Below are 13,189 nucleotides of genomic sequence, written 5' to 3'. Positions count from 1 at the left end.
AACACCACGGTGCGGGGAGGCGCGCGGGTAGGCTCGCGGCATGGCCGAGCCGCACGTCTCCGAACTGTTCGACGCCGCCCGCTGGACGGTCGCGCCCGGCTTCGGCGACCTCACCGACGTCACGTACCACCTCGACACGTCGGGCCGCATCGCCCGCATCGCGTTCGACCGGCCCGAGGTGCGCAACGCCTTCCGTCCGCACACGGTCGATGAGCTGTACCGTGCCCTCGACGACGCGCGGCAGAACCCGAGAGTCGGGGTCGTGCTGCTCACCGGCAACGGGCCGAGCGTGAAGGACGGCGGGTGGGCGTTCTGCTCGGGCGGCGACCAGCGCATCCGCGGGCGCGGCGGGTACCAGTACGCCGAGGGGGAAACTGCCGACACGGTCGATGCGGGCAAGGCGTCACGGCTGCACATCCTCGAGGTGCAGCGGCTGATCCGCTTTCTGCCGAAGGTCGTCATCGCGGTCGTTCCCGGGTGGGCGGCCGGCGGCGGGCACTCGCTGCACGTCGTGTGCGACCTGACGATCGCGAGCCGCGAGCACGCCCGCTTCAAGCAGACCGACGCCGACGTCGGGTCGTTCGACGCCGGCTACGGCAGCGCCTACCTCGCGAAGCAGGTCGGGCAGAAGATCGCGCGGGAGATCTTCTTCCTCGCCCGCGAGTACGACGCGCAGCGCGCCTACGAGATGGGCACCGTCAACGCGGTCGTGCCGCACGCGTCGCTCGAGCGGACGGCGCTCGAGTGGGCAGAGACGATCCTCACGAAGAGCCCCACCGCGATCCGCATGCTGAAGTACGCGATGAATCTCACCGACGACGGGATGCCCGGCCAGCAGCTCTTCGCCGGCGAGGCGACCCGGCTCGCCTACGGCACCGACGAGGCGGTCGAGGGCCGCGACGCCTTCCTCGAGAAGCGCGCCCCCGACTGGAGCCCCTACCCCTGGCAGTACTAGCGCGCCCCGCAGCCCCTTGGTGCCAGATCTGACACGAAGGGGCGCTCACCGATGCCGAGAGCGCCCTTGTGCGTCAGATCTGGCACACAATGGGGGCGGGGCGCGCGGCTCGGGCGCGCGGGGTAGCGTGGGCGCGTGACTCGTCCGCTCGCCGTCGTCGATACCGCTGACCCGCTGCAGTGCCGGGCCGCCCTGCGCGAGGCGCTCAGCGGCGACGGGCCGGCGGTGCTGTTCCGCGGCGGGGGAGTGAACCCCGTGCACACGGCTCCGCTCGAGGTCGAGCAGCGCATCGCCGTCGTCGTCGAGACGAGCGGCACGACGGGCCGCCCGAAGCGGGTGGCGCTGAGCGCCGATGCCGTGCTGGCGAGCGCGGCCGCGACCCAGAGCGCGCTCGGCGGTCCCGGCCAATGGCTGCTCGCCCTGCCCGTGCAGTACATCGCCGGCATCACCGTGCTCGCGCGGTCGCTCGCCGCCGACGTCGAGCCGGTTCCGGTGCCGCCGGGGCGCATGAGCGCCGCGCGCGTGCTGGCGGCGATCGAGCAGATGTCGCAGCCGGCGCGCTTCACCGCGCTCGTGCCAGCCCAGCTGTCGAGGCTGGTCGACGACGCCGAGACGGATGCGCCCCTGCGCGACGCCCTCGCCGGTTTCTCGCGCATCCTCGTCGGCGGCCAGGCGACTCCCGCGCCGCTCATCGAGCGGGCGACGGCGCTCGGCTGGCGCATCACGCGCACCTACGGGTCGAGCGAGACGAGTGGCGGTTGCGTGTATGACGGCCGTGCTATCGGGCAGACGCAGGTGCGGGTTGTGGACGGCCGGGTGGAGCTCGGCGGCCCGACGATCGCCGAATACTACCTGGGTGATCCGGCACGCACGGAGAGCTGTTTCATCGAGGATGACGGCGACCGCTGGTATCGCACCGATGACGCTGGTGAGCTGAGCGATGACGGAGTGCTGCGGGTGCTCGGGCGCCTCGACGACACGATCGTCTCGGGCGGGCTGAAGGTGCGTCTGGGGGAGGTGGAGCGCGTCGTGCGCGAGCTGGAGGGTCTCGCCGACGCGGTCGTCGTGCCGGGCCACGACCCGGAGTGGGGCGAGGTGCCGGTCGTCGTCACGACCCGCTCGGCGGATCTTGGGGCGGTGCGGCGCGCGGTCGGCGCCGCGCTGGGGCCCGAGGCGCGCCCCGATCGCATCCGCGTGCTGGATGCTCTGCCGACGCTCCCGAGCGGCAAGCCCGACCGGCTCACGATCGCGCGCCTCGTCGACTGAGCCCGAGCGGCGGGCTCACCGTGCGCGGCGCGGCCGCACGGCGGCGCGCGCGAGGCAGGCGACCCGCCGATACACTCGCATCCGTGGCCTCCCCGACGAAGAAGACGAAGAAGAAGCGCGCCCGCGGCGGCAGCGCGAAGCGCACGAATCCGGCGAAGGCGGCGGCGGCATCCGGCAACCCGGCGAAGGCGCGTCCCGCGACCGCACGCGACTGGATCGCGGGCGCCCGACTGCGTACGGTGAGCCTCGCGATCGCCCCCGTGGCGCTCGGCACGGCGGTCGCCTACAACACGCTCGGCTACAACCTCGCGATCGCCCTGCTGTGCCTCGCCGTGGCGCTGTTCCTGCAGGTGGGGGTCAACTACGCCAACGACTACTCGGATGGCGTGCGCGGCACCGACCGCTACCGGGTCGGCCCGAGCCGCCTCACCGGCTCGGGCGCGGCGAGGCCCCGCACGGTGCTCACCGTCGCGCTCGTGTTCTTCGGCCTCGGCGCCGCGGCCGGTCTCGCCGTGGTGATTCTGAGCGGCGTCTGGTGGCTGCTCGCCGTGGGCGCCGTCGCGCTCATCGCCGCCTGGTTCTACACGGGGGGGAGGAAGCCCTACGGCTATGCGGGGCTGGGAGAGCTCGTCGCCTTCGTGTTCTTCGGGCTCGTCGCGACGGTCGGCACGACTTACGTGCAGATCCAGCAGTGGCCCCTCGAGGCGTGGCTCGCAGGTGTCATCGCGGGGCTGTTCGCCGCGGCGGTGCTGCTCGTCAACAACATCCGCGATCGGGAGCAGGACGCCCTGGTCGGCAAGCGCACCCTCGCGGTGCGACTCGGCGACCTGCCGGCCCGCATCCTCTTCTCTGTGCTGCTCGTGAGCGCGTACGGCGTGCTCGTGCCGTTCGCGCTGCTCTTCGAGTGGGCACCGGCGGTGTACGGCACGCTCCTCGTCAGCGCCCCGGTCATCCTCATCGTGCTGCTCGCTCGCACGTCGGGTGAGCTCGTGCTCGCTCTCAAGCTCACGTCGCTCGCCGCGCTGCTCACCGGGCTCGGGCTCGCCGCCACGATCGCCTTCTAACGGGCGCGCGCCGCTGGTGGGGTCGACCGCGCATCGGGCCGCGGCAGTCGAAGCGTGAACTGCGCACCGGGCTCCGCGCGTGCGGCGCCCGCGCTGCCGCCGTGCGCCTCAAGGATCGCGCGGGTGATGGCGAGACCGAGTCCGGCGCCGCCGGCGAGGCCCAGGCGAGGGGTGGTGCGCGCCGCGTCGGCGCGCCATCCGGCGTCGAAGACGTGCGGAAGGTCGGCCTCGGCGATACCGGGCCCGCGATCGCGCACGCGCACGCGCCCCGACCCCTCGTGCTCGTCGACCGCGACCGTGATGACGCCGCCGACGGGGGAGTGCTCGATCGCGTTGACAACCACGTTCACGAGGGCGCGGCTGAGAGCCTGTGCGTCGACCTCGGCCGTGACCGCGTCACTCGCCTCCAGCTCGAGAACCACATCGTGCTGGGCGGCGAGCGGAGCGAAGTCGGCCACCACGTCGGAGGCGAGGTCGGTGAGCGAGACCGTCTCGGGGGAGAGCGCGAGCGTGCCGGCGTCGATGCGCGAGAGTTCGAACAGGTCGCCGATGAGGGCGTGCAGGCGCGTCACATGCGACCCGAGCTGGCGCGCGTGCCGGTCCGGCTCGGAGGAGAGGCCATCCTCGAGGGTCTCCGCGATGGCGCGGATGCTCGCGAGTGGCGCCAGCAGGTCGTGCGCGATGCGGGCCACGAGGTCGCGGCGGGCCGCCTCCGCCCGCTCCGAGGCGGTGCGCGCTGCGGCGAGCCGGTCGCTCGACTCGGCGAGCTCGCCCTGCACGGCGTCGAGCTCGGCGGTCACGCGTCGTGCCGGCTCGACGGTGTCGCCAGCCCCAAGTCGGCGGGCATCGCGGCCCAGACCCCGGGCATCCCGCGACAGCGCCAAGGAGAGGAGGAGTGCCATGGCGAGAGAGACGACGCCGCTCGCCGCGGTCACCGAGAGGGCGACCATCGTGTCGGCGTCGTTGATGTACATGCCGCCCGCGGTGAGCGCGATGCCCCCGGCGACCGCCGCGACGGCCGCCGCGACGATCACGATGACGTGCACGACGAGGGGTGCTCGGCGCGCGATCCGCAGCACGACGGCCGCGAGCAGCCCCGCGACGAGCGCGCTACCCGCAGCGAAGCCCAGCACTTGCGCGTAGTCGCCGAGCGTCACGGGGCACCGCGCTTCTCGGATTCGGCCGGGGCCGGGTCAAGCCCGGCGGGCGCCGGGGCCGGGTCGAGGCCGGCCGGGTCAAGGCGGTAGCCGACTCCCCACACCGTGGTGATGATGCGCGGATGCGACGGATCCCGCTCGATCTTCTCGCGCAGCCGGCGCACGTGCACCGTGATGGTCGACACGTCGCCGATGGTCCAGCCCCACACCTCGCCGAGCAGCTCGTCGCGGCGCAGCGTGCGGCCGGGACGCCGCACCAGGTGGGCGAGCAGGTCGTGCTCGCGAGCGGTGAGGGTCAGGGGCGCGCCGTCGAGAGAGATCGTGCGGGCCGCCGCATCGAGGTGCAGGCGCCCCAGCGTGACGTCGCCGTCCACGTCCTGCTGAGCGATCGAGCGGCGCAGCAGCGCCTCCGCCCGCAGCACCAGCTCTCGCGGCGAGAAGGGCTTGGCGAGGTAGTCGTCGACCCCGGCCTCGAGGCCCTCGATGCGGTGCTCGGCCTCCCCGAGCGCGGTGAGCATGATGATCGGCACGCTCGAGCGCCCACGAAGTCGGCGCGCCACCTCGAGCCCGTCCACACCGGGAATCATGCGGTCGAGCACCACCAGGTCGGGCTCCCCCTCCTGCGCGGCATGGAGGGCGCGCACCGAGTCGGGCGCGGTCGCCACGGTCGCGCCGGCTGCGCTCAGGTAGGTCGCGGCGATCTCGAGCAGTGTCGGGTCGTCGTCGACGACGAGTACGCGGCGACCGTCGAGGGGTCGCGCGCGCACCGCATCGGCTGCCCGATCACTCGCCACGCAGCACGCCCTCCAGCTCAGCGATGGGGTTGTACCAGCCGAGGTCGAGGATGAGCGTTTGCAGTGCTTTGTCGGCGCCGACGATGACGACGATGCCGACGATGACGAACAGCACGCCCATCGTGCGGCGGAACCAGCCGCGCGGGTCGGCGAGCCACCCGAGCCGCCGCGCGGCTCCCCGCCCGGCCAGCGAGATCAGCAGCAGCGGTATGGCGAGACCCACCGCGTACAGGCTCACGTAGAGCACCCCCTCCGCGAAGGAGACCGGCAGGACGGTCGCGACGATGAGAGCGTAGGTGGGGCTGCAGCTCGAGAAGACCGGCCCGAGCGCGGCGCCCGTGAGAATGTCGCCGCCGATGCTCTGCCGTCGCACGGAGTCGTCGAGCGCGCGATTGCTGCGCTCGCCCAGGCCGAGGCGGGTCGACAGTTTCTCCCACAGGCCGGGCGCGAGCAGGTTGATGCCGAGCAGGATGACGATCACACCCGACACGATCTGCCAGACCTGGGTGGGGACGCCGAGCAGCGCCGTCGTCGCCTTCAGCAGCAGGGTGAAGGCGATGACGCTCACGGCGAGCGAGCCGGCGATAACGTACGGGCGCACGCGCGCCCGCGTCGAACCGGCGTCGTCGGCCACGATCGACCCGCCGATGATGATCGGCAGCAGCGGCAACACGCAGGGCGCCGCGACGGTCAGCACGCCCGCGGCGAGACTGACGAGAGCGAGCCCTTCCACGCCGCGAGCCTAGGGCGCCGCCGCCACGAGGGCGTCGAGCGTCGTGTCGGAGTACAGCACCTCGGTGGCGAGCGCCGTACCGTCGTCGTCGAGGTACACGATGGTCGTCTGGATGGTCACGCCGTACTGCTGGCGCAGCGCCGTCGCCGTGTCGAAGTCGACTTTGATGATCGTGAGGTCGTCAGGGATCTGCCCGGAGAGGATGCTCTCCTCGAGCGCCCGGCACTGCGGGCACCACGACGCGTGGAAGAAGAGTGCCTTCTGCCCGGCGGTCTCGGCAATGATCCCGTCGCGGTACTCGACGTACGCGCCCGGCTGCGCGCCCTCCTCGCCGTCCATCGCCTCGTCGTCCATCGCCTCGCCCTCGCTCGCCTCGTCCATCGGCTCGCTCGAACTCGGCTCGCTCGACGCGACCGCGGAGGGCTCGGCGCCGGGCTCGTCGAGCGGGACGCAGCCGGAGGCCACGAGGGCCAGGGCGGTCGCGAGGGTGGCCAGTCGCAGGAAGGGCACGCGTGAGGTCATGAGAAGAATCTAGGCGGGTCTCGATCGCGCCGACAGCGCCCCAGCTTACGAAACCCTTACCGCGGGGTGCGGCGAACGCTGCGCCCGCGCCGGTCGGTCAGCGGTTCTCGAGCGCGGCGTCTTCGGCGTCGGCGTCCGGATCCTGCGGGGTCGTGCGCGTGCGTCGGGCGGCGAGGTCGGCCGCCACCGCGTGGCGCAGGCCAGGGAAGAAGATGTAGGAGACGGTGAAGGCGATGATCGTGGCGAGGATCGCCGCCCACCACCACTCCACTTGCACGAGCAAGAGGAGCGCGAGAACTCCGCCGAAGAGCCCGAACCGCACGAGGCTGTAGGCGATCCAGGGACTCATGCCGCCATTCTACGAGCGCGACCGGGGTGCAGGCTGCGTAGGGCCCGCTCTCGGGCGCCGCCCAGAGCGCGTGGCTACAGTAGGGGCATGGCCAGAGTCAACGTCGTGCTCGAGGTGGTCGCCGTCGCCTACACGATCTAAACGCTCGTCGACGGTCTGCTCACCGACCGTTCGCGCATCCGCGCCATGCCGAAGGCCGCGTGGGCCGTCCTCGTGGTCGTGCTCCCCGTTCTCGGCGGCGTTCTGTGGCTCATCGTCGGCAAGGCGCGCCGCGGGCCCGGGCGAGTGAGTCGCACGGTGGCCCCGGATGACGACCCGGCGTTCCTCGGTACGCTCAGCCGCGACGAGGTCGCACGTCGAGCCGAGCAGGATGAGCGACTGCGCCGTCTTGAGCAGGAGCTCGCCGACCTCGACGATGACAATCCTCCCTCCGCTGAGCGCTGAGTCGCCCGCCTCGTCGTCCGCCGCCGCCCTCCTCGAAGGGCTCGTGGCGCACGGGCTGCGAGATGTCGTGCTCAGCCCCGGTTCGCGCTCGCAGGCGCTCGCTCTCGCGGCGGCGGCTTACGCCCGGGCGGGCCACGTGCGGCTCACGGTGCGCATCGACGAGCGCGTCGCCAGTTTCACCGCCCTCGGGCTCGCCGTGCAGACCGGTCGGCCGGTCGCCGTCGTGTGCACGTCCGGCACGGCGGTCGCGAATCTGCACCCCGCCGTGCTCGAGGCGCACCACTCGGGTGTTCCGCTCATCGTCCTGAGCGCCGACCGACCGGCGGAGCTGCGCGGTATCGGCAGCAACCAGACCACCGTGCAGCCGGGCATCTTCGGCGACCTCGTGCGCGCCGACTGGGATGTTCCGGCCCCAACGGGCGCGCACGGCGAGCACGAGGATGCCCGCACTCTCGCCGCCCTCGCCATCCGGGCGAGCGCCGAGGGCCCGGTGCACCTCAACCTCGCGTATCGGGAGCCGTTGAGTGGGAGCGTTCTCGTACCGGAGCGGATCGATGCCACGCCCGGCCTCGAGGACGCACCGCCCGCTGCGCCGCGAGAGGTCGTCGACCTCGTACCGGATGACGCGACCGTCGTCATCGCGGGCCACGGAGCAGGCCCGGCGGCCGAGCAGCTCGCCGTCGATCTCGGCGCGCCGCTCATCGCCGAGGTGTCGAGCGGCGCCCGCTTCGGTCGTCACCTCGTCGTCGCCTACCGCGACGTGCTGCGCGGGCCGCACGGGGAGGCCGTCGGCCGGGCGGTCGTGCTCGGCCACCCCACCCTCAGCCGCGAGGTGCCGGCGCTGCTGCAGCGCGGCGACGTCGAGGCGATCGTCGTGCGCACGCCGGGCGTCGAGGCGTACAACCCAGGCCGCCGGGCGCGCGTCGTCGACGAGGTGCGCGTGCAGGGCGCACCTGACCGCGCGGTCGTGCGGCGCTGGGTCGGCGGCTGGGTGAGCATGTCGCGCGCCGTGCTCGACTCGCAGGATCCCGGTGACCCCGCACCCGACCTCTCCCTCGCCGTCTCGAGCGACCGGAGCGTGCGCGCCGCCTTCGCCTCCGCCGAGCTCGCCGTGCTGCGCACCCCCGTCGATCGCCGGATGCTCGTGCGCGCCGTGTGGGCAGCGACGTGGCCGCACGATCGCCTCGTGCTCGCCGCCTCCCGGCTCATCCGCGTCGCCGACGCGCTCGTGCCCGGCAAGGCGATACCGGTGCACGCCAATCGCGGGCTCGCCGGCATTGACGGCACCGTGTCGACGGCGACGGGCATGGCGATCGGCGCGGCCGACGCGGAGACGACGGCGACGCCCGGCACGACGCGCGTGCTGCTCGGCGACCTCGCCCTGCTGCACGATGCGGGCGCGCTCCTCGCGGCGCTGCCCGACGACCTGCGGGTGCACGTCATCGTCGGCAACGACGGCGGCGGCACGATCTTCGACGATCTCGAGGTGGCCGCGACCGCCCCCGCCGCCGACTTCGAGATGGTCATGCGCACGCCCCACGCCGTCGACCTCGCGTCGCTCGCCGCCGCCGGAGGCTGGGCGTACCGCCGAGTGACGACCCGCGCCGAGCTCGATGACGCGCTCACCGCGCCCGAGCCCCGCCTCGTCGTCGAGGTGCCGCTGAGCGAGAGCGCTGCGGGCGAGCCGGCACCGGCCGAGCCGGCACCGACCGAGACGACGCCGCCCGAGACGTCGTCGGACGCCTGACCCGCGCGGCTGTGAGCCCGCCCCGGTACCCTCGGGCCATGGATGAGCTGCTGAGGGCCCCCGACGACGTACGACTGCGCGACATCGACACGCGCTCCACCCCCGGCTTCGAGAGCGACAAGGCCGACGGTGAGCAGGCGCTCGCCGACGGTGTCGACGAGCTGAGCACGCTGCAGGAGCGGCTTCACGCGGCGAGCACCGCGGGAGAGACGCGCCGTGTGCTCCTCGTCATCCAGGCGATGGACACGGCGGGCAAGGGCGGCATCGTGCGTCACGTCATCGGTGCGGTCGACCCGCAGGGCGTGCAGCTCGCCGCCTTCAAGCGGCCGACCGAGGAGGAGCTCAGCCACCACTTCCTGTGGCGCGTCGAGAGGCAGCTGCCCGCGGTCGGCAAGATCGGCGTCTTCGACCGCTCTCACTACGAGGACGTCCTCATCGGCCGAGTGCGGCAGCTCGCCCCCGCTGAGGAGATCGAGCAGCGCTACGACGACATCACCGCCTTCGAGCGGCGCGTCGCCGACAGCGGCACCAGCATCGTCAAAGTCATGCTGCACATCTCGAAGAAGGAGCAGGGGGAGCGTCTCGCCGAGCGCCTCGCCCGGCCCGACAAGCACTGGAAGTACAACCCGGGCGACATCGATGAGCGGATGCTCTGGGCCGAGTACGAGCGCGCCTACGAGCTCGCCATCCAGCGCACCGACGCCGACCACGCGCCCTGGTTCATCGTGCCCGCCGACCGCAAGTGGTACGCCCGGCTCGCCGTGCAGTCCCTGCTGCTGTCGGCCCTGCGCGACCTCGACCCGCAGTGGCCGACGGCCGATTTCGACGTCGAGGTCGAGAAGGAGCGCCTCGCGGCGTCGTCACCGTGACTGCTGGTGCCGCTACCGAAGACTGTCGGCTATCGGCCGGAACTTCATGCGGGTCTCGGCGAGCTCCGCTTCGGGGTCGGAGTCGGCGACGATGCCCGCGCCGGCGTGGGCGGTGAGCAGCCCGTCAGGGGCGACGGTCGCGCAGCGCAGGGCGATCACCCATTCGCCGTCGCCGTCCTGGTCGATCCAGCCGACGGGGCCGGCGTAGCGGCCGCGATCGAAGGGTTCGAGGGCGGCGATGACGGCGAGGGCGTCGGCGGTGGGCGACCCCGCGACGGCGGCCGTCGGGTGCAGGGCGGCGACGAGGTCGAGGGCGCTGGACTGCTCGCCGAGCTCGATGGCGACATCGGTGGCGAGGTGCCAGAGGTTGGGCAGCTTGAGGGTGAACGGCAGCTCGCTCGCGGTGACGGCGCGGGCGTGCGGGCGCAGGGAGCGCAGCACGCTCTGGACGGCGAACGCGTGCTCGTCGAGGTCTTTCGTGCTCGTCGCGAGGGTCGCGGCCGCGGCGGCGTCCTCCGCGGCGCTCACCCCGCGCGCGGTGCTGCCGGCGAGGACGCGCGCGCTCGCCTCACGGGCGTGCACGTTGACGAGCGTCTCCGGGCTGGCGCCGTAGAGGCCGTCGACGGCGAAGGTGAGGCAGTCCGGGTAGGCCTGGGCGAGCTCGTCCACGAGCGCGCGACGGTCACTGTCGGCAGGAATGCGCGCGATCGCATCCCGCGCGATGACGACCTTCTCGAGGGCGCCAGCGTGGATGCGGGTGAGCGCCTCGGAGACCACCCCCATGAAGGCGTCGCGGCTGAGGCTCGACGCTGCAAGCGTGGCGCGCGGGCGCTCGCCGATGCCCCGCGGCAGGGGAGTGGAGACAGGCTCGAGGCTGCTCTGGTCAACGCTCACGCGCGTGACCCAGGAGACGCCCTCGTGGCGCCCGATGACGAGCTCGGGCACGATGAGCGCGCTCATGGCGCCGGAGTCGTCGGCGAACGCGAAAGTGCCGAACGCGACCAGCCCGCTGCCGGGTCGGCCCACCGGGTCGTCGACCTCGGCGAGGGCGCTCACCGCCCGCCACTGGCTGGCGGCGTCGGCGATGCGCTCGGCGCCCCGGTACTCGAGCCGCAGCGCCTCTCCGACGCCGACGATGCCGTCGCCGCGGCGCAGCGCGAGCAGCGGGCTGCCCGGTTCCGCGTAGCGTAGAAGAGGCCCGGGGTCGGGCACGATCTCCGTGACGACTCGCAGCGCGGTGGCGGCGGAATGCGCCGCGGCGGCAGCGGGGGAGGGCACGCGACGAGCGTACTCTGCGCGTCCTGCGCACTCGACGCCTGCCCAGGCGGCTCACGGGCAACCCCGGGTGAGCGCTCACTAGACTGAAGGGTGTGACGAGGGCAGACCTGACGAAGACGCCGCGCGAGGTCGCGGCGATGTTCGACGGCGTGGCGCGCGGCTACGACCGCACGAACGCCGTGCTCTCCGTCGGCAACGCCGGCCTGTGGCGCGCGGCGACGGGCCGGGCGGTCGACCCTCGACCCGGCGAGCGCATTCTCGATATCGCGGCGGGCACCGGTACGAGCGCGGCCGCGCTCTCAAGGTCAGGCGCGAAGGTCATCGCCCTCGACTTTTCTCAGGGCATGGTCGAGGAGGGTCGCCGTCGGCACCCCGGCCTCGAATTCGTGCAGGGCGACGCCGAGAAGCTGCCGTTCGGCGATGACGAGTTCGACGCTGTGACGATCAGCTTCGGCCTGCGCAACGTGCAGCGCCCGGAGGTGGCGCTGGCCGAGATGTATCGGGTGCTCAAGCCGGGCGGTCGTCTCGTGATCTGCGAGTTCTCGCGGCCTCCGATCGGCGTCGTGCGGGCCGGGTACTTCGCCTACCTGCGCTACGTCATGCCTCTCGTCGCGGGTGCGGCCAGTTCGAACCCCGAGGCGTACCGGTACCTCTTCGACTCGATCAAGGACTGGCCCGACCAGGCGCGGCTGAGCCAGTGGCTGCGCAGTGCAGGATTCACGCGGGTCGCGTACCGTAACCTCACGACGGGCGTCGTCGCTCTGCACCGCGGCCGCAAGCCGGCCAATGCGGCGATCCGCGCGTCCGTCGCGCAGCGCCGAGCGCGCTCCACCGAGTCCAGCGGCTCGGGCGATACGGCACGGTCGTCGCCCCGCACGGCCCTGTAGCCTCCTTCCTCTCGACAGATCGGCAGATCCGGTGACCCACGGCACTCCCCTCGCCCGCCGCAGCAAAACGCTCAGCGCGTCGCTCGGCCTCGGCGAGAAACTCTTCGCCTCGAGCGAGGAGCGTCGCTTCGCCGATGCGATCGAGGAGGGCCTCGCGGAGGTGGAGGCCGGCCTGCTGCGCGAGGTGAGCTTCGCCGACGACATGGCCGATGTCGCCTCCCGCTATCTTCTGGAGGCGGGCGGCAAGCGCATCCGTCCTGTGTTGACGCTGCTCACCGCCCAGTTAGGCGAGGGTAACAATGCGGCGGTGATCACCGCCGCGCAGGCGATCGAGATCACCCACCTGGCGTCGCTGTACCACGACGACGTCATGGACGAGGCGGAGATGCGCCGGGGCGTGCCGAGCGCGCAGAGCGTGTGGGGCAATTCGGTGGCGATCCTCACGGGCGACCTGCTCTTCGCGCGCGCGAGCAAGCTCATCTCGAGCCTCGGTGAGGGCGCGATCAAGCTGCAGGCCGACACGTTCGAGAGGCTGTGCCTGGGTCAGTTGCACGAGACGATCGGCCCTCGACTCGAGGATGACCCGATCGAGCACTACCTGCAGGTTCTCAGAGACAAGACGGGGTCGCTCATCTCGGCGGCCGCGCAGATGGGCGTCATCTTCTCGGGTGCACCGGCGGAGTACGCCGAGCCGGTGGTCGTGTTCGGCGAGAAGATCGGCGTGGCCTTCCAGCTCATCGACGATGTCATCGACCTGGCCGAGCCGGAGTCGGAGACCGGCAAGGCGCAGGGCACCGACCTGCGCAGCGGGGTGGCGACGCTCCCGCTTCTGTACCTGCGGCGCGTTGCGCAGAACGACCCGAGTTCCGCCGACCTGCTGGCCCGCATCGAGCGGCATGTGGTGGGCGGCGGTGATGAGGCCGAGCTCGCCGCGGCGATCGCCGAGCTGCGCGCTCACCCGGTGACGGAGGAGACCCTCGACGAGGCGCGTCGCTGGGCCGATGACGCGGTCGCCGCGCTCGCCCCCCTGCCGCCGAGCCCGGTCACGAAGGCTCTCACCAAGTTCGCGGAAGCCGTCGTCGACCGCAGCAAGTAGTCTCGATCCTCGTGGCTTCGCCGACTCC

Annotated in this window: 14 protein-coding genes; 8 read left to right on the top strand and 6 right to left on the bottom strand. The window is 72.5% G+C overall.

All coding sequences use genetic code 11. The features are described from left to right. The first annotated feature begins 40 nt into the window (after window positions 1-40). From RJQ01_RS12450 to RJQ01_RS12440, 3 genes are all read left to right on the top strand, one after another. Entirely contained in the window at window positions 41-955 is a 915-nt protein-coding gene (locus RJQ01_RS12450) for a 1,4-dihydroxy-2-naphthoyl-CoA synthase (protein ID WP_350477038.1), read from the top strand. 135 nt (window positions 956-1,090) lie between these two features. After that, window positions 1,091-2,221, top strand: coding sequence for an AMP-binding protein (locus tag RJQ01_RS12445; protein ID WP_350477037.1), 1,131 nt, complete (start codon window positions 1,091-1,093; stop codon window positions 2,219-2,221). 83 nt (window positions 2,222-2,304) lie between these two features. Beyond that, window positions 2,305-3,285 (top strand): 1,4-dihydroxy-2-naphthoate polyprenyltransferase, encoded by a 981-nt coding sequence (locus RJQ01_RS12440; protein WP_350477036.1) that lies wholly within the window; start codon window positions 2,305-2,307, stop codon window positions 3,283-3,285. Here the strand turns inward: RJQ01_RS12440 and RJQ01_RS12435 are convergent. The 5 genes from RJQ01_RS12435 to RJQ01_RS12415 all read right to left on the bottom strand — a co-directional run bounded on the left by RJQ01_RS12435 (window position 3,282) and on the right by RJQ01_RS12415 (window position 6,840). Next, window positions 3,282-4,442 (bottom strand): sensor histidine kinase, encoded by a 1,161-nt coding sequence (locus tag RJQ01_RS12435; RefSeq protein ID WP_350477035.1) that lies wholly within the window; start codon window positions 4,440-4,442, stop codon window positions 3,282-3,284. The genes RJQ01_RS12440 and RJQ01_RS12435 overlap by 4 nt on opposite strands. Beyond that, a complete protein-coding gene (locus RJQ01_RS12430; RefSeq protein WP_350477034.1) occupies window positions 4,439-5,236 on the bottom strand; it encodes a response regulator in 798 nt (265 codons plus the stop codon). Before RJQ01_RS12430 ends, RJQ01_RS12435 begins: the two co-directional genes overlap by 4 nt. Continuing rightward, window positions 5,226-5,969: a cytochrome c biogenesis CcdA family protein gene (locus RJQ01_RS12425; protein WP_350477033.1), complete on the bottom strand. Its 744-nt coding sequence runs from the start codon at window positions 5,967-5,969 to the stop codon at window positions 5,226-5,228. The genes RJQ01_RS12430 and RJQ01_RS12425 overlap by 11 nt, the downstream gene beginning before the upstream one ends. Before the next feature lie 9 nt (window positions 5,970-5,978). Next, window positions 5,979-6,491: a thioredoxin family protein gene (locus RJQ01_RS12420; protein WP_350477032.1), complete on the bottom strand. Its 513-nt coding sequence runs from the start codon at window positions 6,489-6,491 to the stop codon at window positions 5,979-5,981. A gap of 97 nt (window positions 6,492-6,588) precedes the next feature. Then, on the bottom strand, window positions 6,589-6,840 hold the full coding sequence (locus RJQ01_RS12415; RefSeq protein WP_350477031.1) for a DUF4229 domain-containing protein: 252 nt from the start codon (window positions 6,838-6,840) through the stop codon (window positions 6,589-6,591). Between the two features lie 156 nt (window positions 6,841-6,996). Between RJQ01_RS12415 and RJQ01_RS12410 the strand changes: the two genes are divergently transcribed. From RJQ01_RS12410 to RJQ01_RS12400, 3 genes are read left to right on the top strand one after another with little or no spacing between them, the layout of a single operon-like run. Further along, window positions 6,997-7,284: a PLDc N-terminal domain-containing protein gene (locus RJQ01_RS12410; protein WP_350477092.1), complete on the top strand. Its 288-nt coding sequence runs from the start codon at window positions 6,997-6,999 to the stop codon at window positions 7,282-7,284. Continuing rightward, a complete protein-coding gene (menD, locus tag RJQ01_RS12405; protein ID WP_350477030.1) occupies window positions 7,256-9,031 on the top strand; it encodes a 2-succinyl-5-enolpyruvyl-6-hydroxy-3-cyclohexene-1-carboxylic-acid synthase in 1,776 nt (591 codons plus the stop codon). The genes RJQ01_RS12410 and menD overlap by 29 nt, the downstream gene beginning before the upstream one ends. Window positions 9,032-9,069: 38 nt before the next feature. Beyond that, window positions 9,070-9,900, top strand: a complete 831-nt coding sequence (locus RJQ01_RS12400) for a PPK2 family polyphosphate kinase (protein WP_350477029.1) — start codon at window positions 9,070-9,072, stop codon at window positions 9,898-9,900. Window positions 9,901-9,912: 12 nt separating this feature from the next. Here the strand turns inward: RJQ01_RS12400 and RJQ01_RS12395 are convergent, their stop codons facing one another. Beyond that, entirely contained in the window at window positions 9,913-11,178 is a 1,266-nt protein-coding gene (locus RJQ01_RS12395) for an isochorismate synthase (RefSeq protein WP_350477028.1), read from the bottom strand. A 92-nt stretch (window positions 11,179-11,270) separates the two neighbouring features. Here RJQ01_RS12395 and RJQ01_RS12390 point away from each other — a divergent pair, with 92 nt between their 5' ends. Both RJQ01_RS12390 and RJQ01_RS12385 read left to right on the top strand, forming a co-directional pair. Further along, window positions 11,271-12,065, top strand: a complete 795-nt coding sequence (locus RJQ01_RS12390) for a class I SAM-dependent methyltransferase (protein ID WP_350477027.1) — start codon at window positions 11,271-11,273, stop codon at window positions 12,063-12,065. Between the two features lie 31 nt (window positions 12,066-12,096). Next, entirely contained in the window at window positions 12,097-13,161 is a 1,065-nt protein-coding gene (locus RJQ01_RS12385; protein ID WP_350477026.1) for a polyprenyl synthetase family protein, read from the top strand. Window positions 13,162-13,189: the final 28 nt, after the last annotated feature.

This window comes from Microcella sp. (assembly GCF_040286215.1).
Taxonomy (GTDB): Bacteria; Actinomycetota; Actinomycetes; order Actinomycetales; family Microbacteriaceae; genus Microcella.
The sequence above is the reverse complement of the archived record's forward strand: the minus strand, read 5'-3'. Positions and strand labels throughout refer to the sequence as shown.

Excerpts from the sequence above, each read along its gene's own strand:
- RJQ01_RS12420 (WP_350477032.1), bottom strand. The coding sequence starts at position 6,491 with ATGACCTCACGCGTGCCCTTCCTGCGACTGGCCACCCTCGCGACCGCC.
- menD (WP_350477030.1), top strand. The coding sequence starts at position 7,256 with ATGACAATCCTCCCTCCGCTGAGCGCTGAGTCGCCCGCCTCGTCGTCC.
- RJQ01_RS12450 (WP_350477038.1), top strand. The coding sequence starts at position 41 with ATGGCCGAGCCGCACGTCTCCGAACTGTTCGACGCCGCCCGCTGGACG.
- RJQ01_RS12400 (WP_350477029.1), top strand. The coding sequence starts at position 9,070 with ATGGATGAGCTGCTGAGGGCCCCCGACGACGTACGACTGCGCGACATC.
- RJQ01_RS12415 (WP_350477031.1), bottom strand. The coding sequence starts at position 6,840 with ATGAGTCCCTGGATCGCCTACAGCCTCGTGCGGTTCGGGCTCTTCGGC.